The 23,098-nt window shown below is 75.1% G+C and carries 19 protein-coding genes; 18 read left to right on the top strand and 1 reads right to left on the bottom strand.

Annotated features, from left to right (window positions below; translation table 11 throughout):
* Window positions 1-59: 59 nt before the first annotated feature.
* The 4 genes from CP977_RS31955 (at window position 60) to crcB (ending at window position 3,461) form a co-directional block, all read left to right on the top strand.
* Window positions 60-806: an SDR family oxidoreductase gene (locus CP977_RS31955; RefSeq protein ID WP_152371318.1), complete on the top strand. Its 747-nt coding sequence runs from the start codon at window positions 60-62 to the stop codon at window positions 804-806.
* 235 nt (window positions 807-1,041) lie between these two features.
* Window positions 1,042-2,193, top strand: a complete 1,152-nt coding sequence (locus tag CP977_RS31950) for a S1 family peptidase (RefSeq protein WP_152371317.1) — start codon at window positions 1,042-1,044, stop codon at window positions 2,191-2,193.
* A 256-nt stretch (window positions 2,194-2,449) separates the two neighbouring features.
* A complete protein-coding gene (locus CP977_RS31945) occupies window positions 2,450-2,998 on the top strand; it encodes a fluoride efflux transporter FluC (protein ID WP_079131511.1) in 549 nt (182 codons plus the stop codon).
* 85 nt (window positions 2,999-3,083) lie between these two features.
* Window positions 3,084-3,461 carry a fluoride efflux transporter CrcB gene (gene crcB / locus CP977_RS31940; protein ID WP_062760003.1) on the top strand — a complete coding sequence of 126 codons (378 nt, stop codon included), beginning with the start codon at window positions 3,084-3,086 and terminating at the stop codon, window positions 3,459-3,461.
* A gap of 39 nt (window positions 3,462-3,500) precedes the next feature.
* Here the strand turns inward: crcB and CP977_RS31935 are convergent, their stop codons facing one another.
* Complete coding sequence (locus tag CP977_RS31935; RefSeq protein WP_152371316.1) at window positions 3,501-4,604, bottom strand: chitinase; 1,104 nt, start codon at window positions 4,602-4,604, stop codon at window positions 3,501-3,503.
* Between the two features lie 343 nt (window positions 4,605-4,947).
* Between CP977_RS31935 and CP977_RS31930 the strand changes: the two genes are divergently transcribed.
* The 14 genes from CP977_RS31930 (at window position 4,948) to CP977_RS31865 (ending at window position 22,965) form a co-directional block, all read left to right on the top strand.
* Window positions 4,948-7,176 (top strand): alpha-N-acetylglucosaminidase, encoded by a 2,229-nt coding sequence (locus CP977_RS31930; RefSeq protein ID WP_152371315.1) that lies wholly within the window; start codon window positions 4,948-4,950, stop codon window positions 7,174-7,176.
* Between the two features lie 80 nt (window positions 7,177-7,256).
* The gene (locus CP977_RS31925) at window positions 7,257-9,353 is read left to right on the top strand and encodes a DUF4139 domain-containing protein (RefSeq protein WP_062760001.1); all 2,097 of its coding nucleotides are present in this window, start codon (window positions 7,257-7,259) and stop codon (window positions 9,351-9,353) included.
* Window positions 9,354-9,359: 6 nt separating this feature from the next.
* Window positions 9,360-10,922 (top strand): DUF4139 domain-containing protein, encoded by a 1,563-nt coding sequence (locus tag CP977_RS31920; RefSeq protein WP_152371314.1) that lies wholly within the window; start codon window positions 9,360-9,362, stop codon window positions 10,920-10,922.
* A gap of 231 nt (window positions 10,923-11,153) precedes the next feature.
* The gene (locus CP977_RS31915) at window positions 11,154-12,965 is read left to right on the top strand and encodes an ATP-binding SpoIIE family protein phosphatase (RefSeq protein WP_062759999.1); all 1,812 of its coding nucleotides are present in this window, start codon (window positions 11,154-11,156) and stop codon (window positions 12,963-12,965) included.
* Between the two features lie 215 nt (window positions 12,966-13,180).
* Entirely contained in the window at window positions 13,181-14,269 is a 1,089-nt protein-coding gene (locus CP977_RS31910; protein WP_062759998.1) for a nitric oxide synthase oxygenase, read from the top strand.
* A 125-nt stretch (window positions 14,270-14,394) separates the two neighbouring features.
* Window positions 14,395-15,051: a hypothetical protein gene (locus CP977_RS31905; RefSeq protein ID WP_234364778.1), complete on the top strand. Its 657-nt coding sequence runs from the start codon at window positions 14,395-14,397 to the stop codon at window positions 15,049-15,051.
* Window positions 15,052-15,263: 212 nt separating this feature from the next.
* Window positions 15,264-16,988 carry a sensor histidine kinase gene (locus tag CP977_RS31900; protein ID WP_152371313.1) on the top strand — a complete coding sequence of 575 codons (1,725 nt, stop codon included), beginning with the start codon at window positions 15,264-15,266 and terminating at the stop codon, window positions 16,986-16,988.
* Window positions 16,989-17,390, top strand: coding sequence for a roadblock/LC7 domain-containing protein (locus tag CP977_RS31895; protein WP_030690508.1), 402 nt, complete (start codon window positions 16,989-16,991; stop codon window positions 17,388-17,390). It abuts the gene before it with no gap.
* Window positions 17,387-17,740 carry a DUF742 domain-containing protein gene (locus CP977_RS31890; RefSeq protein WP_062759996.1) on the top strand — a complete coding sequence of 118 codons (354 nt, stop codon included), beginning with the start codon at window positions 17,387-17,389 and terminating at the stop codon, window positions 17,738-17,740. Before CP977_RS31895 ends, CP977_RS31890 begins: the two co-directional genes overlap by 4 nt.
* The gene (locus CP977_RS31885; protein ID WP_062759995.1) at window positions 17,721-18,344 is read left to right on the top strand and encodes a GTP-binding protein; all 624 of its coding nucleotides are present in this window, start codon (window positions 17,721-17,723) and stop codon (window positions 18,342-18,344) included. The genes CP977_RS31890 and CP977_RS31885 overlap by 20 nt, the downstream gene beginning before the upstream one ends.
* On the top strand, window positions 18,341-19,582 hold the full coding sequence (locus CP977_RS31880) for a cytochrome P450 (protein WP_062759994.1): 1,242 nt from the start codon (window positions 18,341-18,343) through the stop codon (window positions 19,580-19,582). The genes CP977_RS31885 and CP977_RS31880 overlap by 4 nt, the downstream gene beginning before the upstream one ends.
* Window positions 19,579-20,823 carry a cytochrome P450 family protein gene (locus CP977_RS31875; RefSeq protein ID WP_109184726.1) on the top strand — a complete coding sequence of 415 codons (1,245 nt, stop codon included), beginning with the start codon at window positions 19,579-19,581 and terminating at the stop codon, window positions 20,821-20,823. Before CP977_RS31880 ends, CP977_RS31875 begins: the two co-directional genes overlap by 4 nt.
* A 191-nt stretch (window positions 20,824-21,014) precedes the next feature.
* Window positions 21,015-22,094, top strand: a complete 1,080-nt coding sequence (trpS, locus tag CP977_RS31870; RefSeq protein WP_244412642.1) for a tryptophan--tRNA ligase — start codon at window positions 21,015-21,017, stop codon at window positions 22,092-22,094.
* 112 nt (window positions 22,095-22,206) lie between these two features.
* A complete protein-coding gene (locus tag CP977_RS31865; RefSeq protein ID WP_109184978.1) occupies window positions 22,207-22,965 on the top strand; it encodes a hypothetical protein in 759 nt (252 codons plus the stop codon).
* Window positions 22,966-23,098: the final 133 nt, after the last annotated feature.

Here is a 23,098-nt window from a genome sequence, read left to right as displayed (position 1 = left end):
TCAGCTGACGACACGCGTTCCACCGGGGAGCGCGGACCCCGCCGGAGGGAAGAAGCACGATGACCACGATCCTGGTGACCGGAGGTACGGGAACGCTCGGACGGCTCGTCGCCGAGCGTCTGCGCGGAGACGGCGCCGAGGTGCGGGTGCTCAGCCGCCACGCGCAGCCGTACGCGGTGGACCTGCGCGAGGGCACGGGCCTGGACGCGGCCGTCGAGGGCGTGGACACGGTGGTGCACTGCGCGACCACGCTGCGCGGGGGCGACGACCGGGCCGCGCGCCATCTGGTCGAGGCCTCGCGCCGGGCCGGGGTCCGGCACCTGGTCTACATCTCGATCGTCGGTGTCGACCGCGTGCCGCTCGGCTACTACCGGACGAAGCTGGCCGTCGAGAAGACGATCGAGGGGTCCGGGCTCGGGTGGACCGTGCTGCGGACCACCCAGTTCCACGACCTGGTGGTGGAGGTCCTGCGCAACGCGGCCCGGCTGCCGGTCATGCCGCTGCCCGCCGGGGTCTCGGACCAGCCGGTCGAGGTGGCGGAGGTCGCCGCCCGCCTCGCCGAGCTCGCGACCGGGGAGCCCTCGGGTCGGGTGCCGGACATGGGCGGGCCCGAGGTGCTTCCGTTCGCGGAGCTGGCCCGGACGTATCTGCGCGCGATCGGCCAGCACCGCCGGCTGCTGGCCGTGCCCCTGGCCGGGAAGGCCTACCGGGGGTTCCGGGCGGGCGGGCACCTGACGCCGGAGCGGGCCGTGGGCAAGGTGACGTTCGAGGAGTTCCTCGCGAAGCGCCTCCCCCCGCGCGCCTGACGCGCACCCCGACCGGCCCCTGACGCGACGGGCCGCCGGTCGTACGACTCCGAGGGAACGGGCCGCCGGACGACCGGCGGCCCGTTCGACTGCCCGGAGGAAGCATCGGACGCCACGGGCCGCTGCCTCTCCTCTCGTTTTTGGTATGGACCTGCCAAGCCAATGCCGCTACCGTAACGGCCGACGCGCTCTGAGAGCGCTCTCAAGCGTTCGATCCCCCACACCAGGAGGCTTCGTGAAACGCACCACCCCCCTGGGCGCCGCCGTCGCGGCCCTGTTGCTGACCCTCGGCCTCGGCGCCGCCCACGCCGGCGTCGCGAACGCCGCCCCGCTCCCCGAACCGCCCGCCACCCCCTCCGCCTCGGCCGGGCTCCTCGACGCCCTGCGGCAGGACCTCGGCCTGACCCCGGCCCAGGCCGAGGAGCGGCTGCGCGCCGAGAAGGCCGCGACCGAGGTCGAGAAGGCCGCCCGGCAGACGGCCGGGGGCGCGTACGGGGGCTCGTGGTTCGACCCCGCCTCGGGACGACTCGTCGTCGCCCTCACCGACCGCGCCGAGGAGGCCGAGGTGCGGGCGCTCGGCGCCGACACCCGGGTGGTCCGCCACAGCGCCGCCGCCCTCGACCGGGCCAAGTCCCGCCTCGACGCGCTCTCCGCGCCGCAGGGCGTGGCCGGCTGGCACGTCGACCCGAAGACGAACAGCGTCGCCGTCACGGTCGTACGGTCCGAGCGGGACGCCCCCGCCGTGCGCGCCTTCGTCGAGAAGGCGCGGGCGAACGGACCCGTCACCGTCGCCGAAGCGGCCACCGCGCCCCGTACGTACGCGGCCGGGACCGTCGGCGGCGACCCGTACTACACCGGCAACGTGCGCTGTTCGATCGGCTTCTCCGTGCACGGCGGGTTCGTGACCGCCGGGCACTGCGGCCGGGCCGGGGCGGCGGTGCGCGGCTGGGACGGCTCCGCCATGGGCACCTTCCAGGGCTCCTCGTTCCCCGGTGACGACTACGCGTACGTGAGCATCCACAGCGGCTGGTGGACCGTGCCCGTCGTCCTCGGCTGGGGCGCCACCCCGGACCGGCTGGTGCGCGGCTCCGCCGAGGCGCCCGTGGGCGCGTCGATCTGCCGCTCGGGCTCCACCACGAAGTGGCACTGCGGCACCGTCCTCGGCAAGAACCAGACGGTCAACTACAGCCAGGGCGCCGTCCACCAGATGACGAAGACCAGCGTCTGCGCGGAGGGCGGCGACTCCGGCGGCGCGTTCATCAGCGGCGACCAGGCCCAGGGCGTCACCTCCGGCGGCTGGGGCAACTGCTCCTCCGGCGGCGAGACCTGGTTCCAGCCCGTGAACGAGATCCTCGGCCGCTACGGCCTCACCCTGCACACCGCCTGACGGGGGCCGGTGCGCGGCCGTTCCCGGCGGCCGCGCACCGGCGCACCCGTGCGCACCGGCACTTCCGCGCGCGCCGGTCCGGGCGGTGGTGTCCCGGCGGCGCCCGTTATCCTGGAGCCGCGACCGCCCCCGGGCCGTCGCGCGGCGGTGGGGCCCGCCGTACCCGAACCGCGGCACGCGCTGCCGCCGACGGTCCCTACTCGTGACCCGTCCCCGCCCGCGTCCGCGCGGCGGGAGACCACGCGTAGGGAGAGGCATGCGTTCCGAAGAACCACCGCGGGCCCGGGCCTGCGGACCGGCCGAACCGAACGGACCGGTCGAGTCCGCCGGGGCGTCCGAACCGGTCGATCCCGACGTCACTCCCTCGGACGTCCAGCGGCGCCGGAAGCCCTGGCGTTCGCGCCACGGGACTCCCGTGGCGGTCGCCGTCGTCGCGGTGGGCGGCTCGCTCGGCGCCCTGGCCCGTTTCGGGGCGTCGCTGCTGTGGCCCACGCCCGCGGGCGCCTTCCCCTGGACGACGCTGACGGTGAACGCCGCCGGCTGCCTGGCGATCGGCGTCCTCCTCGTCGCCGTCACCGAGGTCTTCACGGCCCACCCCCTCCTGCGTCCCTTCCTCGGGACCGGGTTCCTGGGCGGGTTCACCACCTTCTCCACGTACTGCGTGGACATCGAACGCCTCGTCGCCGCCGACCGCGCCGGCACCGCGCTCGGCTACCTCGCGGCGACCGTCGCCGCCGCGACGGCGGCGGTGGCCGTCGGCACCTGCGGCACACGGCGCCTCCTGGCCCACCGGAGCCCGTCATGACCTCCCGTACGCGACCGGCGGCCCGCCCGCCCGTCCCCGCCGATAACCTGCCCGCCCCCGCCGACGACGCCCGGGAGGGCCGGCCGTGAACGACTTCCTCCTGGTGGCCGCCGGCGGTGCCGTCGGCGCGCCCCTGCGCTATCTGACCGACCGCGCCGTCCAGGCACGCCACGGCACCGCCTTCCCGTGGGGCACCTTCACCGTGAACGTCGTGGGCTCCCTGGTCCTCGGCCTGCTCACGGGCGCCGCGCTGTCCGGCGCGGCCGGGCACACCGCGCAGCTGCTCCTCGGGACCGGGCTGTGCGGCGCGCTGACGACGTACTCGACGTTCTCCTACGAGACGCTGCGGCTGGCCGAGACCGGCGCGCGGTTCCTCGCCGTGGCCAACGTCGTCGCCTCCGTCGTCGCCGGGCTCGGTGCCGTGTTCGCCGGCCTCGCCCTCGCCCGGGTCCTGTTCCCCTGAGCCGCCGGACGGGCCCGGGGCCCGTCCGGCGGTCGGGTTCTAGCGGCCCTGGAGCGCCTTGACGTTGTCGCCGAAGGTCCAGCCCTTCGAGCCGTCCCAGTTCGCCGACCAGGTCATCAGACCCTTGAGCGCGCCGTTGTAGTGGTTCCACGCCTGGGCCACGGCCGACGGCGCCATGTGGCCGCCGCCCGCGCCCGGCTGGGCGGGCAGGCCGGGGACCTGCTTGTCGTACGGGACCTTGATCGTGGTGCCCTGGATCACCAGGCCCCTGTTCAGACAGTCGGTCTGGGCGACGAATCCGGCGACGGTTCCTGCGGAGTAGGAGTCGCCCGAGCAGCCGTACATGCTGCCGTTGTAGTACTGCATGTTGAGCCACCACAGGCGCCCGTTGTCCGCGTACTTCTTGATGATCGGCAGGTACGCGCCCCAGATCGAGCCGTAGACCACGCTGCCGCCGGTGACGTACGCGGTCTCCGGGGCCATCGTCAGGCCGAAGCCGGCGGGCATGCGGGCGAGGACGCCGTCGATGATGCGGATCAGGTTGGCCTGGGAGGCGGAGAGGGTGGTGATGGAGCCGCTGCCCACGAGGCCGGTCTCGATGTCGATGTCGATGCCGTCGAAGTTGTACTTCTTCAGGATCGGCACGATGGTGTCGACGAACCGGTCGGCGACGGCGGTGGAGTTCAGGTCGATGCCCGCCGTGGCGCCGCCGATCGACATCAGGATCGTCGCCCCGGCCGCCTTGGCGCGGCACATCTCGGCGGGGGTGGCGACGCGGACGGTGTTGTCCATGCCGTCCTCCCACAGCACCGTGCCGTCCGAGCGGATCACGGGGAAGGCGGCGTTGATGACGTTGTAGCCGTGGGCGGCGAAGCGCGGGTCGTCGATGGGGGCCCAGCCGAAGGGCGGGTGGACGCCGTTGGCCGCGCCGTCCCAGTTCTCCCAGTACCCCTGGAGGACCTTTCCGGCGGGCTTCGGCTTGAGGGCGCAGGTGTCGGCGGCTTCGGCGGTGGGGGCGGGGGCGGACGCGGCGGTCCGTGCGGGCTCCGCGCCTTCGGCCGCGGCGGGCGCGGCGAGGGCGGCGGCCGTGAGCAGGGCGGTGAGACCCGCTCCGAGGGCACGGGTGATCCGGAGGCCTGGCATGCGTGCTCCTGGGGACGTGGGGGAGGTGAGTCCTGGGTACGGCGCGCGCTCCAGCAGACCGTAGGTTGGTCCAGACCATTCGTCAACCACCCGTGCGGACAAGGGAGTTGATCCTTCTCCGTCGCGCCGACCGTGTACGCGCACGGGAGCCGTGCACGCGTACGGGAGCCGCTTGCGCACACAGGGACCGTGTGCTCGCACGGGACCGCGTACGTACAGCAGGAGCCGTGTACGCCCGTAAGGATGAGACCCGGCCGGTCCCCGCTCCGTCTCCTCCCTCCGCGAGGGGGCGCGTAGGAGAGTGGTCGGACGATCCGCCGGCCTCTTTCGAGCAGGGAACCACATGGGCAGTCGCCTGATCCTCCGATGCCGTCACGTCCTCGTCCTCGTGGTGCTCGTCGTCGCGGCGGCAGCGGCCCCCGGCGCCCTGCCGCTCCGGGGCGGGGCCGTCTCCTCCGCCACCGCGCCCGCCTTCGACCCGGCGCCCGCGCGGGCGAGCCTGGAGCGCCTGCTGTCCTCGCGGGCCCGGCAGTTCACCCTGGTCCCCGTCGGGCGGACGGGGTCCGGCGACCGCTTCGAGGTCTCCGGCGGGGCCGGCCGGATCCAGGTGCGGGGCACCTCGCCGGCCACCCTGCTCGCCGGAGTGGGCTGGTACCTGGAGCGGGTCGCCCAAGTGGACATCGGCTGGCCCGGCGACAGCCTCGGCCGGCTGCCCGCCGTGCTCCCCGCGGTCCCCGGGACCCTCGCCCGGTCCGCGAACGTCCCCCACCGCTACGCCCTGAACGACACCGACGAGGGATACTCGGGCGCCTACCGGGACTTCGAGACGTACCGCCGCGACATCGACCTGATGGCGCTGCACGGCGTGAACGAGGTCTTCGTGCCGACCGGGGCCGAGTACCCGTACTACCGCGCCCTCCAGGAGTTCGGCTACGGCGCCGCCGAGCTGCGGGAGTGGATCCCCGCCCCCGCCCACCAGGCCTGGTGGCTGCTCCAGAACATGTCGGGCTTCGGCGGTCCGGTCTCCGAGCGCCTGATCGAGGCCCGCGCGGCGCTCGGCGCCCGGATCGCGGGACAGCTCCGCGCGCTCGGCATGACCCCGGTGCTCCCCGGCTACTTCGGCACCGTGCCGCCGGGGTTCGCCGCGCGGAACCCCGGGGCCGCCACGGTCCCGCAGGGCAAGTGGGTGGGCTTCGACCGGCCCGACTGGCTGGATCCGACAGGACCGGTCTTCGACCGGCTCGCCGACGCCTACTACCGGGTCCAGCGGGAGCGGTTCGGCGACAGCGACATGTTCAAGATGGACCTGCTGCACGAGGGCGGCAGGCCGGGCCCGGTCGACGTCGGCGCGGCCGCCGGAGCCGTCCAGCGGGCCCTGGAGGTCGCGCACCCCGGCGCCACCTGGGTGACGCTCGGCTGGCAGAAGAACCCGACCGCCGCGTTCCTGAGCGGGGTGGACCGCGACCGGGTCCTGATCCTCGACGGCCTCTCCGACCGCTACGACGGACTCGACCGCGAGACGGAGTGGGGCGGCACGCCCTACGCCTTCGGCTCGATCGCCAACTTCGGCGGCCACACCAGCCTCGGCGCCAACACCGGCGTGTGGGCGGGGCGCTTCCACGCCTGGCGGACCGCGCCGGACTCCGCGCTGCGCGGCATCGCCTACCTGCCGGAGGCCACCGGCGGGAACCCCGCCGGGTTCGACCTCTTCACCGAGCTCGCCTGGGAGCCCGGTCCCGTCGACCAGCGGGCCTGGTTCGCCGCGTACGCCGCCCGCCGCTACGGCGGCGCCGACCCGCACGCGGCCGCCGCCTGGGAGGAGCTGCGGCTCGGCCCGTACAGCACGGCGCCGGGGACGTGGAGCGAGCCGCAGGACAGCCTCTTCACCGCGCGGCCGAGCCTCACGGCGACCGCGGCCGCGCGCTGGAGCCCGGCCTTCTCGCGGTACGACGCGGCCACGGTGGAGCGGGCCCTGTCGGAGCTGCTGGAGGTCGCGCCCGCGCTGCGGACCACCGACGCGTACCGCCACGACCTCGTGGACGTGGCGCGCCAGGCGCTCACCAACCGCGGCCGGGTGCTGCTGCCGAGGATCAGGGCCGCGTACGAGGCGAAGGACCTGGAGCGGTTCCGGGCGCTGGTGCGCGAGTGGAACGCCGACATGGAGCTGCTCGGCCGGGTCGTCGGCTCCGACCGGCGGTTCCTGCTCGGCCCGTGGCTGGAGGCCGCCCGCACCTGGGGCGCCGACCCGGCGGAGCGCGACCGCCTGGAGTACGACGCCCGCTCGATCCTGACCACCTGGGGCGGCCGGGGGCCGAGCGAGACGGGGCTGCGCGACTACGCCAACCGCGAGTGGGACGGGCTCGTCCGGGACCTCTACGCGCCGCGCTGGGCCGCCTACTTCGCGAGCCTCGACACCGCCCTGACCACCGGCACCACGCCGGTCGCCGTCGACTGGTTCGCGCGGGACGACGCCTGGGCCCGTGAGCACCGCCGCTATCCGACCGCGCCGACCGGCGACCCCCACGCCCTCGCGGAGGAGGTGCGGACGGCCCTGGCTGCGGCCACGGGCTGAGGGGCGCCTCCCCGCACCGGAACGCGGCCCGTCCGCGTAGGCTTCGCCGGGTACGACGGACGGGGCAGGGGGCGAGGCGCATGTCGGAGGAGACGGCCCGGAGGTGGGGTTCCACCCTCGATTCGGTCGTGGTGTACGCGGAGGGCGCGGTCTGCCGCCGCCTGGCCCGGGGCGCCGTGCCCCCGGACGGCCGGGTACGGGTCGCGGGGCTGCCCCGCACCCTGGACCCGGGCTCGCTGCGGGCCCGGGTCCTCGGCCCGGCCGGGGTCCGGGTCACCGAGGCCCGGGTGGAGGTCGCGTCCGAGCCGCTCGACGGTGACGCGCCCGACGCGCTGCGGCGCGAGGTCGAGCGGCTGCGCGACGCCCACGCGGCGGCCGAGGGGCGCCGGGACCGGCAGCGGACCCTGATCGCGGAGGTCGAGGGCCTGCACCCGGTCCCTCCGGCCCGCAAGCACGGGGAGCCGCACCGCCGCACCGCGGTCGACGCCTGGCTGGAACTCGCCGACTTCGTCGACGGGCGGCTGGCCCGGCTGCACGCGCGCCTCGCCGAGCTGGAGGAGGAGCTGCGCCGCGCCGAGCACGCGCTCTCCGTCGCCGCCGACCGGCTCGACCGGGCCTCCACCGACGCCCCCGACGAGCACGTCGAGACCAGCGTCTGCGCCGTCCTGACCCTGGACGGCGCGGCCGGCGGGGAGGCACCGGCGGACGTGGAACTGGAGCTGGAGTACGGGGTGCCGGGCGCCGTCTGGGTGCCGGCCTACCGCCTCTCGCACCGCCGGGGCGACGACGGGGGGCGTCTCGTGCTGCGCGCCTCGGTCGCCCAGCGGACCGGCGAGGACTGGACCGGGGTGCGCCTCGCCCTGGCCACCGCCGACCTGCGGCGCCGCACCGATCTGCCCCGGCTGCGCTCCGTACGGATCGGGCGCCGGCAGGCGGCCCCCGCGCCGTCCGGCTGGCGCGAGCCCCCGGCGGGCCTCTCCGACCTCTTCGCCGGGTACGAGGCGGCGGGGCCCCGGCCCGTCCCGGCCTCCTCCGTGCTCGGCGGCGCCGTGGCGGGCTCCGCGGCCGTGCCGGTCGCGGCCGCCCCCGCCCCCACACCGCCCCCGGCGCCCCCGGCCTTCGCCGGGCCGCCGCCCCTCACCGGGGCTCCCCCGCCGCCCGGCGGCGGGTACGGCTTCGCCCCCGAGCCCTACGGCGGGCCTCCGGCACCGGCTCCGCAGGGCTACGGCGGGGCCCCCGGCGCCGCGCCGGGCTCCGCACCGCGGTCCGCCCGCCGCGCCATGACGCCCGCCGCTCCCGGCGCGCCGGCTCCGGCGGCCCCGCCACCGCCCCCGGCGCCGTCCGGTCCGCCGCGGCCGAGCGGCGACGAACTGGACTACGCCTCCCTCGTCCTGTCCGGCCCCGACGACCGGGGGCCGCGCCGGGGACGCCTGTTCCCCGACTCCTCCTTCGACGCCGTGGCGACCGAGTACCGCCGCCGCGCCGAGGGGGTGGCCGCGCTGCCGCTGCCCCGGCACGCCGTGCGCCCCCGCGAGTCGGCGGGCTCCTTCGACCACCGCTTCGACGCCGCCGCCCGCGCCGACGTCCCGTCCGACGGCACCTGGCACACCGTCACCGTCGGCGAGATCCCGGTCGGCCTGCGCACCGAGTACCTGTGCGTGCCGTCCGTGGAGGAGACCGTGTACACGACGCTCGTGGTCTCCAACGCCACCGGACAGGCCCTCCTCGCCGGGCCGGTGGAGGTCACCGTGGACGACGAGTTCCTGCTGACGGCCGCGCTCCCCACGCTCGCCCCCGGCGGTGTCCGGCGGCTGGGCCTGGGCCCGGCCGAGGCGATCCGGGTGACCCGCCGCACGCACCTGCGGGAGTCGACCGCGGGTCTGCGCAACAACGTCACCGTCCTCGACCACCAGGTCCACGTGGAGCTGGCGAACCGCCTCGCGGCGCCCGCCGTCGTGGAGGTCCGCGAGCGGGTGCCGGTCACCTCCGAACCGGACGTGCGGATCGAGGAGCGGCCCGGCTGGGCGGTGCCCGAGGACGGGCCCGAGGCGCACGCGGCGGGCACCCGCGTCCGGCGGGTCGAACTGCCCGCCGGCGGCACCGCCGTCCTCGAGGGCGGCTACGAGATCCGCATCCCGGCCGGCAAGGCCCTGGTCGACGGCAACCGCAGGAGCTGACCCACCATGACCACGGAACCCCGACCGATCCCCCTCCCCGTCACCGCCGTCACCTGCCTGGAGGACCGCGCCCACGTCGAGCGGAGCACCGGCCTCGACCTGGCGGCCGGTGTCCAGCGGCTGCGCCTCGGCCCGATCGGCGCGCCGGCCGTCGACCGCACCCTCCACGCCGAGCTGGTCGCCGAGCACCCGGCGACCGTGCTCGGCGCGCGGATCGTCCGCACCTGGACGCCGCGCGGCCCGGGCCCCTCCCCCGACGGCGACTCCGCCCTCCGGCTGCGCGCGCACGCCCTCGAGGAGGAGCGGCGCACCGTGGAGCGGGAGCGCGACCGGCTGCGCGTCCGGCTCGACCTGCTCGGGCGGCTCGCCGCCGACCTGCTGCGCGAGATCCGCGAGGGCGTCGGCTTCGGGGAGAGCGAGGGCGAGCGCTGGGGCCGCGAGCTGGACCGCGTGGACGCCGAGCGCGACGCGTACGCCGAACGGCTCCGGGCCGCCGAGGCCCGGCTGACCGCCCTCGACGCCGAGCACGACGCGACCCTGCGGGCCCTGGACGAGGGCGAGCAGGAGCCGCCCGAGCTCGTCGCCCACGTGGAGCTGACCGTGGAGGCCGAGCGGGCCGGTCCCGCCCGGCTGCGGATCGGCCACCTGACCCCGTGTGCGCTGTGGCGGCCCGCCTACCGGGCCGTGCTCGACGGCGGTTCGCTGACCCTGGAGACCGAGGCCGTGGTCTGGCAGCGCACCGGCGAGGACTGGTCGGACGTGCGGCTGACGCTGTCGACGGCCCGTTCGGCGCTCGCCACCGAGCCGCCGGGCCTGGTCGAGGACCGGCTGACGCTCAGGGACCGCTCCGCCGCCGAGCGCCGCACGGTCGACGTCGAGGTGCGCGAGGAGCTGATCGGGGACCTCGGGCCGGCGCCGGTGCTCGGTCTGCCGGGGGTCGACGACGGCGGCGAGGCGCGCGTCCTGCACGCCCCCGCGCCGGTCTCCGTGCCCGCCGACGGCCGGGCGCACCGGGTGCCGCTCTCCGTCTTCACGACCGGCGCGGGCGACGAGTACGCCTGCTCCCCCGAGCTGTCCCCGCTGGTCACGCAGGTGGTGCGGTTCGACAACCGGTCCGGGCACGCGCTGCTGGCCGGGCCGGTGGACCTGGTGCGCGGCAGCGGTTTCACCGGCCGCGGCACGCTGGACTTCACCGCTCCCGGCGCCCCCGCGGAGCTGGCCTACGGCAGCCGCGACGACGTCCGGGTCGTCCGGTACGCCGAGGAGTCCCACGACACCGCCGGGCTCACCCAGCGGACCGTGGTCACCCATACGGTCCGGCTGCACCTGTCCCGGTTCTCCGCCCCCGGTGAGGACGGCGAGCGGGTGGTGGCCCTGCGGGAGCGGATCCCCGTCTCCGAGGTCTCGGCGGTGGAGGTGCGCCTGCGCAAGGAGTCCTGCTCCCCCGCGCCGGCCTCGGTCGACGCGGAGGGCATCGTCCGCTGGGACGTCTCCCTGCCGCCGGGCGGCCGCCGGACGGTCACCCTGGTGTACGAGGTGTCGGCGGCCGCCAAGGTCGTGGGGCTCTGAGGGCGGGCCCCGCGGGACGGGCCGCCCCCGTCCCACGGGGCCCGTGTCCCCGGTTCGGCGCCACGGGGGCCCGTGCTCCCGGTTCCGCGTCGCGGAGGGTCGCCCCCGGGTGACTCCTCGTGGCCGTGGGCGTACTTGCGCAGGTTGCTTCCGCATGCCTGATGCACTGTGGCCTCTTCCGGTGCAGACTGTGCAGCAGATGGCGTCACATCCTGTCTGGAGGCCGAAAGAGTGAACGGCGGGAGCGACAGGCGGCGCCTGACCAGCCGCGCCTCGGCCGGGAGCGGTCCGTCGGCCCACCACTCGGCCGGTGCGGGCGCACGGTTCCGCAGGAGCAGGGGTCTGCTGCCGCCCGACCGGTTCACCACCCGCAGTCAGCTGGCGTGGCTGAATTCCGCCACCTCCAGGATCGGCACGACCCTGGACCTGGAGCGCACCGCGCAGGAGCTGGCCGAGTTCACGGTGCCCCGGTTCGCCGACGGCGCCGCCGTGGACGTCCTGGAGAGCGTGCTGCGCGGCGAGGAGGGCGCCCGCTGGACGGGAGAGGGCATCCCGCTGCTGCGGGCCACGGCGCTGTGCGCCATCGAGGAGCTCTCCTCCCTGGAGCCGACCCCGGTGGGCGAGACCTACGTCCAGTCCGAGGAGCGGCACGAGACGCTGCTGCACCGGTACTGCCTCCGGCAGGGGAAGCCGGTCCTGCTGAGCCGGATGCGGGACGACGACTTCTCCCGGGTCGCGCCGACGGCGAGCGCGGCGGCGCAGATGCGGGCCGCCGGGGTGCACAGCTATCTGGCCGTGCCGCTGATCGCCCGCGGGCTGCTGCTCGGGAGCGCCGACTTCGTGCGCGGGCGCGGGACGCCGCCGTTCTCCTCCACGGACCTGGCCCTGGCGGAGCAGCTCGCCTCGAAGGCCGCCGTCTTCATCGACAACGCGCGCCTCTACGGGCGCGAGCGCGAGCACGTGGTCTCGTTGCAGCGCAGTCTGCTGCCGCGCGCGACGCCGGTGACGCCGGGGCTGCGGCTGCACTCGGAGTACGCGCCCTCGACGGCCGGCCACGGGGTGGGCGGGGACTGGTACGACGTGATGGCGCTGCCCGGCGGGCGGACGGCCCTGGTGGTGGGGGACGTGATGGGGCACGGGCTGCCCGCCGCCGCCACGATGGGGCGGCTGCGGGCGGTCGCCCGGACGCTGATGACCCTGGACATGGCCCCGGAGCGGGTCCTGGCGCGGCTCGACCTGGCCACCCGCGACCTGGAGGACGAGCAGGTCGCCACGTGCCTGTGCGCGGTCTACGACCCGGCGGACTCCAGCTACACGCTGGCCAGCGCCGGGCACCTGCCGCCGCTGCTGCTCGACGGGCGGGGCGCGGCCGACTTCGTGGACGTGCCGGCCGGCGCGCCGCTGGGCGCGGGTGTGATCCCGTACGACCCGATCCGGCTGAAGGTGCCGGACGGCGGTCATCTGGTGATGTACACGGACGGGCTCATCAAGACCCGGACGGAGGACCTGGACGAGCAGTTGGAGCGGCTGCGGTCGGCCGCGCTCGGCCTCACCCCCGGGGCGCTGGAGGCGGGCGGTCTGGTGGAGCGCGCCCCGGCCGGGGCCGAGCGGTTCGACGAGGCGGTGCTGCTCGTCGCGACGGACTCGCCGTCCCCGCGCGACGACCTGCGGGTGTGGGAGCTGCCGAAGGACGGGCGGGCGGCCTCCGCCGCCCGGAAGCTGGTCACGGACCAGCTCTCCGCGTGGGGCCTCGCGGAACTCGCGGACGTCTGCGAGCTGGTGGTGTCCGAGCTGGTGGGGAACGCGCTGCGGTACGGCAACGGGCCGGGCGAGCTGCGGCTGTGGCGCGGCGAGCGGCTGGTCGTGGAGGTCTCGGACACGGGCCCCGACCTGCCGCAGATCCAGCACGCGGACCTCAGCGACGAGGGCGGGCGGGGGCTCCAGCTCATCAACATGCTCTGCCGCCGCTGGGGTTCCTGTCGCACCGTCACCGGCAAGGTGGTCTGGGCGGAGCAGAACATGCCGGGCGCCCAGGAGTGGTAGCAGAACCGGGCAGAGTACCAGCGCGGCGCCGTTCCCGTACGAAGTACGCATACTCTCCACACCCGCGCGAACACCTGGGGTAGTCATGGGGGCCGGGAGGGAACACCTTGGTCTTCAGTCTGCGTCTCCGACGGAAGTCGGCCCCCGTCGGCGTCTGTCCGTTCACGTCCGGCGCCGCCCCCGGCCCGCAGGGGCCCCCACGACCGCGGGAAGCGGTGCCGCGCGTCACCGACCGGCGGGAGGCGGAGCGCTTCGTCCGGCAGTTCCACGAGGAGGAGCCGCGGGCGGGTGACGCGGAGCGCCGGGTCCGCGAGGTGCTCGCCGAGATCGACCGGACGGGCACGTACGAACACACCCCGCAGGAGCTGGCGTTCGGCGCCCGCGTCGCGTGGCGGAACGCGGCCCGCTGCATCGGCCGGCTCTACTGGCGCAGCCTGGTGGTGCGCGACCTGCGGCACGTCTCCTCGGCCGACGGGGTCGCCGGGGCCTGCTTCGAGCATCTGCGGCTTGCGGGGAACGGCGGGCGGATCCGGCCGGTGATCTCGGTCTTCTCGCCGGACCGGCCCGGCCGTCCCGGGCCCCGGATCGTCAACGACCAGCTGGTGCGCTACGCGGGGCACCGCACCCCGGAGGGGGGATGGGCCGGCGATCCGCGCGGCGCGGAGCCGACCGCGCTCGCCCGCGAGCTGGGGTGGAAGCGGACCGACGACCCCTTCCAGGTACTGCCGTTGATGGTGCGGGAGCGTCCGGGCGCGCGGCCGGAGTGGTACGAACTGCCGGACGGCTGCGTCATGGAGGTGCCCCTGCGGCACCCGGACCACCCGTGGTTCGCGGAGCTGGGGCTGCGCTGGTACGCGGTGCCGGCGGTCAGCGACATGCCGCTGGAGATCGGCGGGGTGCGCTATCCGGCGGCGCCGTTCAACGGCTGGTACATGGGGGTGGAGATCGGCGCGCGGAACCTCGCCGACACCGACCGCTACGACCTGCTGCCGGTGGTCGCGGACCGGCTGGGCCTGGACCGCTCGTCGGAGCGGACGCTGTGGCGGGACCGGGCGCTGGTCGAGCTGAACGTGGCGGTGCTGCACTCCTTCGAGGAGGCCGGGGTGACGATGGCGGACCACCACACCGAGTCCGAGCGGTTCCTCCGGCACATCGACCGGGAGGCCCGGCACGGCAGACCGACCCCGGCCGACTGGAGCTGGATCGTCCCGCCCGTCTCCGGCTCGGCCACCCCGGTCTTCCACCGCTACTACGACCCGGTCGACGACTCCCTGCGGCCCGCGTTCGTCGAGCGCGAGCGGTAGGGGTGCCCCCGCCGGCCGTGCCGGGCCCGCGAGATCCGGCACCGGCCGTAAATCGGGGGCCTCGGCCCGTCGGGTCCGCCTAGGGTGCGGTGACGGCGGGACGAAGGGAACACGTGGAACAGCGGGTGCGGGTGCACAGGGTCGGTCTGAACGGGCGCGAGATCAGGGTGGTGCGGTCGGCCCCCGGGCCCGACGCGACGGGGCTGGCGCTGCGCGACGACGGGCACTGGCTGTCGATGTACGCCGACCGGGAGGGCGCAGACCGGCTCGCCGCCCTGTGGGCACTGGCGGCCAGGTCCCCCCGGTCGCTGGTCCATCTGCCCCTTCGGGGCGATCCGGCGCCCCACGACGGCGCCGGTGACGGCGAGCCGGTAGCGCTCGACCTGGTCCTCCTCCACCACAGCCTGCAGTTCCCGACCTCGTCGTGGAAGGAGGTCCGGGCGCGGCTCGGCGCCGGCACGCCCCGGACCGTGTCCCTGCCGGACGACGACCTCCCGGACGGGGACGCCGTCGACCACGAGCGGCGGCACCACCGGACGTACCGCGACCACCTCGGTTTCGACATCGCCGCGCACACCCTGTTCGTCGTCGGCAGCTCCACCGCTTTCCGCGAAGAGGGCTCCGCGCTGCGGAACTTCGCCGACCGGGCCGCGGCCCACCGGCGCCGGTATCCGGCCGCCGCGCACTTCTGCGTGGAGCTCTCCCCCGGTCCGCGGGGCCGGGGGCGGACGCGCCGCCATGTGCCCGGCTCCCTGCACATCGAGTACCGCGACGCCTGGTGACGGGTGGCCTGAGCGCCCGCCAGAGGCCGTTCGCGGGGCGGCACTTCGGTGAACTCCGAGTAAATTCGATCACTTTTGATCGCATAAATGGGACAGTTAAACCTTTACCTGGGTGCCGATCCGATCAAGCCAGTTCCTAACTGATCAACAACGCATCTATAGTGCCGTCGTTGCGACTCCCTTCCCGCGTGCCCGTTCTGAGAGTCTGGTTGATGTCGGCGCCGTCCACCCCCTTCCGCCCCGCCCTGCTCGCCTCGTTGCTGACAGCCGCCGCAGGTGGTGCGCTCGCCGCGGCGGCGACCGCCGCGGCACCGGCCGGGGTCCGCCCCGCGCTCGCCTGGTTCGCCGTCTGCTGCGTCCTGCTGCTCGCCGCCTCGGCCTTCGCCGTCACCTGGTACGGGCGCACCTCGCGCGCCCTCGGCCGCCGGGTCGAGACGCTCACCGCCGAGCTCGCCTCCCGCGAGGCGTACGCCTCCGCGGCCGCGGCCTCCGCCGAACGGGAGACCGCGGTCCTGAGGGAGCGGTACGCGGCGGACACCGCGGCCGCCGAGGCGGCCCGCGCGGCGCGGACCGAGGAACTGGTGCGCGCCCACGCGGCCGAGACGGCGGAGCTGGCCCGGGCCCGGACCGCCGACGTCGCGCGCCTGGAGGAGAGGCTGCGCCGCGCCGAGTCCGGCCGGTCCGCCGCCATGGCCGCCGCCGCCAACGCGGCCGGCCGCATGCAGGCGCTCGCCACGAGCATGCTGGCCGACCTGCGGGAGATGGAGCACCGGCACGCCGACGAGGACGTCCTGACGGACCTCCTCCACCTCGACCACCGCACCGCCCAGGCGGGCCGGCTCGCCGACTCCGTCGCCGTGCTGACCGGAGCGCGGTCCGGCCGCCGCTGGGCCCGCCCGATCGTCATGGAGTCGATCCTGCGCGGCGCCATGGGCCGGATCGCCGGCTACCAGCGGGTGCGGCTGCACTCCAGCAGCGACGCGGCCGTGGCGGGCCACGCCGCCGAGGGCGTCATGCACGCCCTGGCCGAACTCATGGACAACGCCGCCAACTTCTCGCCGCCCACCGCCGAGGTCCACGTCTACGTGGAGGAGGTCCCCGCCGGCGTCATCATCGCGGTGGAGGACAGCGGCCTGGTGATGAGCGACGTCCAGCTGCGCCGCGCCGAGACCGCCGTGGGCGCGGAGCACCAGGACCTGGCCGGCCTGTCCGGCACCCGGCTCGGCCTGGCCGTCGTCGGCCGGCTGGCCCGCAAGCACGGCCTGACCGTGTCGTTCCGCCCCTCGGCGCGCGGCGGCACCGGCGCCCTGCTCATGGTCCCGCAGGAGCTGATCAGCCACGTGCCCGCGGAGACGCTGGCCGCGCCCGCCGCCGTACTGCCCCCCGTCTCCGGGCGCGGCCTGTCCGCTCCCGCGCCCGGCCGGACCCCGGCCGGGACCCCGTCGCCCGCCCCCGCCGCGGCACGGGCCGAGGAGCCCGAGACCGTGCACGAGGCCGACACGGCGCACGGCACCGCCGACGAGAGCACCGGCGAGCACCCGCAGTTCGGCGAGAGCGGCCTGCCGCGCCGCCGTCGCGGCCGGGCGCTCGCCGCCGCCCACCCGGAGGGGCCCGACGCCGCCCCGAAGCCCCGCGCGGCCGGTCCGCGCAGCGGCGCGGCGGCCGGGGCGGCGTCCCGCTTCGGCTCCTTCCGCCGGGCCGTCCGCGCCGCCGAACGGTCCGAAGCCGGCACCGGAGCCGACATCCCTCCGGCATCCGACGCCTCTCCGACGTCCGGCACCTCTCCGGCGTCCGACGTCCCCCAGGCGTCCGGCACCTCCCCGGCGGTGGACGGCTCCCCCGCCGCCCCGCCCGTCCCGTCCGACCAGGCCGGCCGGACGTCCGCCCCCCGGACGTCGCCGTCCTCGAACTCCCCGCACCCGGAAGGCACCCCGTAAATGACCGGCACCACCACCGACGAGAAGCTCAGCTGGCTCCTGGAGGGCCTGCTGGAACGCACCCCGGGCACCCGGCACGCCCTGGTGCTCTCCCGTGACGGCCTCAAGCTCTGCCGTACCCCCGAGCTCTCCGTCGACCAGGCGGACCAGCTCGCCGCGATCGCCGCCGGCATCCAGAGCCTGTCGCACGGTGCGTCCGTGGAGTTCGGCGACGGCACGGGCGGCGTCCGTTCCGCGATGGCCGAGTTCTACGGCGGCATCCTGTTCATCGTGGAGGCCGGCGAGGGCGCCCACCTCGCGCTCGTCGCCGACGAGGACGCCGACGCCGGACTCGTCGGCCACAACATGTCCGAGCTGGTCGAGCAGCTGGGCGAGTACCTGGTCGCGAGGCCCCGGGGATGAGCCGATCCAGGCCGGGCAGGGACGACTCCCCCGACCGGCTCTACACCCTGACCGGCGGCCGCAGCCGTACCGGGTCCGACGCCTTCGACCTGGTGACCCTCGTGGTCGCCGAGAGCGACCCGGTCCCCGGCATGCAGTCCGAGCACGCCGCGATCCTGCGCATGTGCCGCTTCCCCACGGCCGTGGTGGAAGTGGCGGCCGGACTCGGCCTGCCGGTGTCCATCACACGGATCCTGCTGGCCGACCTCCACGACACCGGCCGGATCAGCGCACGGCACCCCCGCGCGTCGTACCGCCTTCCCGATCACGACATCCTGGAGCAGGTGCTCGTTGGACTCCGTAACCTCTGAACAGCGCCAGACCCTGCACAGCACCGCCGACAACGGACTGAAGATCGTCGTCGTCGGCGGTTTCGGCGTCGGCAAGACCACCATGGTGCGCTCGGTCAGCGAGATCCGTCCGCTGAACACCGAGGAGACCATGACGCAGGCGGGCGAGGGCGTCGACGACACCGCCGGCGTCGCCGCGAAGACGGCCACCACCGTGGCCTTCGACTTCGGCCGGATCTCGCTGGACGCCCACAACATCCTCTACCTGTTCGGGGCGCCCGGCCAGGAGCGGTTCTGGTTCCTCTGGGACCGGCTGTTCTCCGGGACGCTCGGCGCGGTCGTGCTCGTCGACACGCGCCGGCTCGCCGACTCCTGGTACGCGATCGACCGCCTGGAGCACCACGGCACGCCGTTCGTCGTCGCCTGCAACGACTTCGGCGGCCCCGCCCACACCGCCGGGCAGATCCGCGACGCCCTCGACCTCGCCGACGAGGTCCCGCTGGTCTTCTGCGACGCCCGGTCGCGCGAGTCCAGCAAGCAGGTCCTGATCACGCTCGTCGAGCACCTGCAGTCCGTCGTCGCCCAGGAACCGACGCCGCAGCCCATCCCGGAGCCCGCCCCGTGACCTGCCCCGTGCCCCACTCCGAGCCCCGGCCCGTCCCGCTGGGCGGTCCCCGGTTCCAGACCGACCCCACCGAGCTGTACCGGCAGATGCGCCGGGAGCACGGGGCGGTCGCCCCGGTCGTCCTGGACGGGGACGTGCCCGCCTGGCTGGTCCTCGGCTACCGCGAGCTGCACCAGGTCACCAGCGACCCGGTGCTCTTCTCGCGCGACTCCGACCTGTGGAACCAGTGGGACCGCATCCCGGCGGACTGGCCGCTGCTGCCCATGATCGGGCGCAAGCAGCCGTCCATCCTCTACACCGTCGGCGAGCGGCACCGCGAGCGCGCGGACGTCGTCTCGGGCGCCCTGGAGGCGATCGACCCGTTCGTCCTGCGGGCGCGCGCCGAGCGGTTCGCCGACGAGCTGATCGACGCGCTGTGCGGCAAGGGCTCCTGCGACATCATCGCCGAGTACGCGATGCTGCTGCCGGTCCGGGTCCTCGCCAGCGTCTACGGCTTCGCCGACGAGCAGGGCCCCGGCCTCGTCAAGGCCATGAACGACATGATCAACGGCCAGGAGGGCGCCCTGGAGGGCCAGCGCCACCTGGGCGAGTCCATGTTCGGGCTGCTCGCCGCCAAGGCGGAGGCGCCGGGCGACGACGTCGCCTCGCGGATGCTGGCCAACACGGCCGGTTTCACGGTCGAGGAGGTCGCCCAGGACCTCATGGTGATGATGGCCGCCGGCCACCAGCCCACGGCCGACTGGATCGGCAACTCGCTGCGCCTGATGCTCACCGACGACCGGTTCGCGGCCTCGCTGTCCGGCGGCCGGCACAGCGTCGGCGAGGCGATGAACGAGGTGCTGTGGGAGGACACCCCCACCCAGAACGTCGCCGGGCGGTGGGCCTCGCGCGACACCCACCTCGGCGGGCGCCGGATCGGCGGCGGGGACCTGCTGCTGCTCGGCCTGGCCGCCGCCAACTCCGACCCGCACGTACGGGCCGACTCCGGCGCGCTCACCGGCGGCAACAACGCCTACCTGTCCTTCGGGCACGGCGAGCACCGCTGCCCGTTCCCCGCGCAGGAGGTCGCCGAGACCATCGCCCGGACGGGCATCGAGGTGCTGCTCGACCGGCTGCCGGACGTGGACCTCGCGGTGGCCCCGGAGTCCCTCGCCCGCCGCGCCTCCCCCTGGCTGCGCGGCCTGACCGCGCTTCCCGTGACCTACACACCGACCCCCGCCCTTGGAGCCCTCGGATGAGCTGTCCGTACGACCACACCGCCGCGTCCGGCACCGACGTCATCGACCTCGACCCGTTCGTCACCGACCTCGACGGCGAGAGCGCCCGGCTGCGCGCCGCCGGGCCGCTCGCCCGGGTCGTCCTGCCGGGCGGTGTGCCCTGCTTCGCCGTCACCCACCACGCGGAGGCCCGGAAGCTGCTCACGGACCCCCGGCTGGTCAAGGACATCGATGTCTGGGGCGCCTGGCAGCGCGGCGAGATACCCCTGGACTGGCCGCTGATCGGCCTGGCCAACCCCGGGAAGTCGATGCTGACCGTGGACGGCGAGGAGCACCGGCGGCTGCGCGGTCTGGTCGCGCAGGCGCTGACCGCGCGCCGGGTGGAGCGGCTGCGCGCCGGCATCGAGGCCCTGACCACGGAGATGCTGGACCGGCTCGCCGAGCGTCCGGCGGGCGAGACCGTGGACCTGAAGGCGGAGTTCGCGTACCCGCTGCCGATGAACGTGGTCTGCGAACTGATGGGCGTCGAACGGGCCGACCAGCCGCGGATGAAGGAGCTGTTCGACAAGTTCTTCTCGACGCAGACCCCGCCCGAGGAGGTGCCGCAGATGATGGCGGACCTGGGCGCCCTGTTCTCGGGGATCGTGGCGGGCAAGAAGGAGACGCCCGGCGACGACCTCACGAGCGCGCTGATCGAGGCGTCGGAGGACGGCGACCGGCTCACCACGGAGGAGATCACCAACACCCTCCAGCTGATGGTGGCCGCCGGCCACGAGACGACCATCAGCCTGATCGTGAACGCCGTGGTCGCCCTGAGCACCCACCCCGAGCAGCGCGACCTGGTGCTCAAGGGCGAGGTGCCGTGGGAGAACGTGATCGAGGAGACCCTGCGCTGGTCGACGCCCACCTCGCACGTCCTGATCCGGTTCGCCGCCGAGGACATCGAGGTCGGCGACCGGGTCCTGCCCAAGGGCGAGGGGCTGATCGTGTCGTTCGGCGCGATCGGCCGGGACGAGGCCCAGTTCGGCCCGACGGCGGGCGACTTCGACGTGACCCGCACGCCGAACCGGCACATCTCCTTCGGCCACGGCCCGCACGTCTGCCCGGGCGCGGCGCTGTCCCGCCTGGAGGCGTCGGTGGCGCTGCCCGCGCTGTACGCGCGCTTCCCCGAGCTGCGTCTCGCGGTGCCGCGCGAGGAGCTGCGCAACAAGCCGGTCGTCACCCAGAACGACCTGTTCGACCTGCCGGTCGTCCTGGCCTGAGGACCGGCCGGGCCGGAAGGCTGTACGGTGGGCGCATGCGTTCTTCGTCGTGTCTGAGCCGGTGGCGCTCCTCCTAGGAGCGGCCACCCCTCACGCATGACCCAAGGGCCGTTCGGACGAACGGCCCTTTTCGCATGTCCCGGATCGGGGTCCGGTCGTTCGGCGGCGTCGACGACCCACCGGGAGACCCCGTGAACACCACCGTCCTTCCCGCCCCCGTTCCCTCCGCCGTCACGGCCGACGCGCGGGTCCGCAGTGCCGCCCTGGAGGAGGAGGTCCGCCGGAGTCCGGGGCGGTTCCGCGTCCTCACCGGCGACCGGCCCACCGGGCGGCTGCACCTGGGGCACTACTTCGGCACGCTCCACAACCGGGTCCGGCTCCAGGACCTCGGCGTGGAGCTGTTCGTGATCGTCGCGGACTACCAGGTCCTGACCGACCGGGACGTGGCGGACGACCTGCCCGGACACGTCGAGGAACTGGTCCTGGACCACCTCGCGATCGGGGTGGACCCGGCGCGGAGCACGATCTTCACCCACAGCGCCGTCCCCGCCCTCAACCAGCTGATGCTGCCCTTCCTCAGCCTGGTGTCCGTGGCCGAGCTGAACCGCAACCCCACGGTCAAGGACGAGATCGCCCACTCCCGGCAGTCCGCCGTCAGCGGCCTGATGTTCACCTATCCCGTCCACCAGGCGGCCGACATCCTCTTCTGCAAGGCGAACCTGGTCCCGGTCGGCCAGGACCAGCTGCCGCACCTGGAGGTCACGCGGACGATCGCCCGCCGCTTCAACGCCCGGTACGGGGACGGGGTGTTCCCCGAGCCCGAGGCGCTGCTCTCCGACGCGCCGCTGCTGCTCGGCACCGACGGCACCAAGATGAGCAAGAGCCGGGGCAACGCCGTCACCCTCGCGGCGGACGCGGACGAGACCGTCCGGCTGATCAGGGGCGCGAAGACCGACTCCGAGCGCCACATCGCGTACGACCCGGTCCGCCGCCCCGAGGTGTCCTCCCTGCTGCTCCTGGCGGCCCTCTGTCAGGGCCGGACCCCCGTGGAGGTCGCCGACGGGATCGGCTCCGGCGGGGCCGCCGCGCTGAAGCGGACCGTGGCGGAGGCGGTCAACGAACACCTGGCGCCGATCAGGGCCCGCCGCGCGGCGTACGCACGGGACCGGGCGCATCTGCGCGAGGTGCTGCGGGAGGGGAACGAGCGCGCCCGGGCGGTGGCGGACGCCACGCTCGCGGAGGTGCGCACGGTCATGAACAGCCGTTACTGAGGGGGTCCCGGTCCCTTTCTGAGTAGCGGTACTCATGCCGGGGGCCGGTTGCGGCGGGACCATGACCGCAGGTGTGCACGGGTTCGCGTGCACCGGTCCGGAGGGGGACGGCATGAGCAGGGTCGTGGGCGCGTTCGCGGTGGCGGGTCTCGCGGTCGGGGCGCTGGTCCTGGCGTACGCGGTGGGGGCGCCGCCCGGGACGGTGCTCGCCGTCGGGGCGGGCGTCCTCGGGCTGCTCTGGCTCCTGCTGCTCCTGACGGCGCCGTGGAACCTGTACTTCCGGGCGCACGCGGTCCTCGCCGAGATCGCGGTCAGCCGCGAGAAGGGCCTCGTGGTCTCCGGGGAGCGGGACGTCGAGGCGCGGCGGATCGCGCGCGTGATGCTGCGGGTCGCCGTCGCCGGGCACGTGGCGACGGCGGGCGCCGTGCTCGCCGTCGCCCTCGCGACCGGCCGGGAGGCGGCGTACTGGTGCGCCGGGTTCTTCCTGCTGAGCACGGCCTTCCGGCCGGCCGGCGCGTACTTCGGCCGACTGCGCGGCAGGCTCGGCACGTTGCTCAGGGAGGTGACGTACCCCCGGGACGACGTGGTGGCGCTGCGGGAGCGGGTCGCCGCCCTGGAGGCAGGTGCCACGGTGCTCCAGGACAAGGCGGAGGAGCAGTACCGGGCCCTGGCCGAGCTGCGGCGGACCGTGGACGCGGTCGGACTCTCCGCGCACGAGCGCGCCGAGCGGACCGACCGGGGCGTCGCGGCCCTGGCCCGCGAGTTCGAGGCGACGGTGAACCGGCTCACCGACAACGAGGAGATCATCACCGGCCTGAAGGCCTTCCTGCGGCTGCTCCGCTCCACCGACCTCACCGCCGATCCCACCTGAGCGCCTCCGTGGGCGGCCCGGACGCCGCGGGGGCCGCGTCACCCGCTTGCCGGTCCCCGGGTTGCGACTGGTGCCGGTGCCGGCCGCCGTGGTCGTCGACTCGCCGTCCCGCAGGAGCCGGGAGGCCGCGGGT

Origin of the sequence: Streptomyces cinereoruber (assembly GCF_009299385.1) — a bacterium.
GTDB classification, from domain to species: domain Bacteria; phylum Actinomycetota; class Actinomycetes; order Streptomycetales; family Streptomycetaceae; genus Streptomyces; species Streptomyces bikiniensis.
Note: the sequence above shows the minus strand (reverse complement) of the source record. Positions and strands in the feature narration are given on the sequence as shown.

Bases quoted from the DNA above. Each gene is read 5' to 3' on its own strand.
- CP977_RS31875 (WP_109184726.1), top strand. From the start codon at position 19,579: ATGAGCTGTCCGTACGACCACACCGCCGCGTCCGGCACCGACGTCATC.
- CP977_RS31945 (WP_079131511.1), top strand. From the start codon at position 2,450: ATGCGTTCCGAAGAACCACCGCGGGCCCGGGCCTGCGGACCGGCCGAA.
- CP977_RS31890 (WP_062759996.1), top strand. From the start codon at position 17,387: ATGAGCCGATCCAGGCCGGGCAGGGACGACTCCCCCGACCGGCTCTAC.
- CP977_RS31900 (WP_152371313.1), top strand. From the start codon at position 15,264: ATGTCGGCGCCGTCCACCCCCTTCCGCCCCGCCCTGCTCGCCTCGTTG.
- CP977_RS31920 (WP_152371314.1), top strand. From the start codon at position 9,360: ATGACCACGGAACCCCGACCGATCCCCCTCCCCGTCACCGCCGTCACC.
- CP977_RS31865 (WP_109184978.1), top strand. From the start codon at position 22,207: ATGAGCAGGGTCGTGGGCGCGTTCGCGGTGGCGGGTCTCGCGGTCGGG.
- CP977_RS31930 (WP_152371315.1), top strand. From the start codon at position 4,948: ATGGGCAGTCGCCTGATCCTCCGATGCCGTCACGTCCTCGTCCTCGTG.
- CP977_RS31935 (WP_152371316.1), bottom strand. From the start codon at position 4,604: ATGCCAGGCCTCCGGATCACCCGTGCCCTCGGAGCGGGTCTCACCGCC.
- CP977_RS31955 (WP_152371318.1), top strand. From the start codon at position 60: ATGACCACGATCCTGGTGACCGGAGGTACGGGAACGCTCGGACGGCTC.
- CP977_RS31895 (WP_030690508.1), top strand. From the start codon at position 16,989: ATGACCGGCACCACCACCGACGAGAAGCTCAGCTGGCTCCTGGAGGGC.
- CP977_RS31925 (WP_062760001.1), top strand. From the start codon at position 7,257: ATGTCGGAGGAGACGGCCCGGAGGTGGGGTTCCACCCTCGATTCGGTC.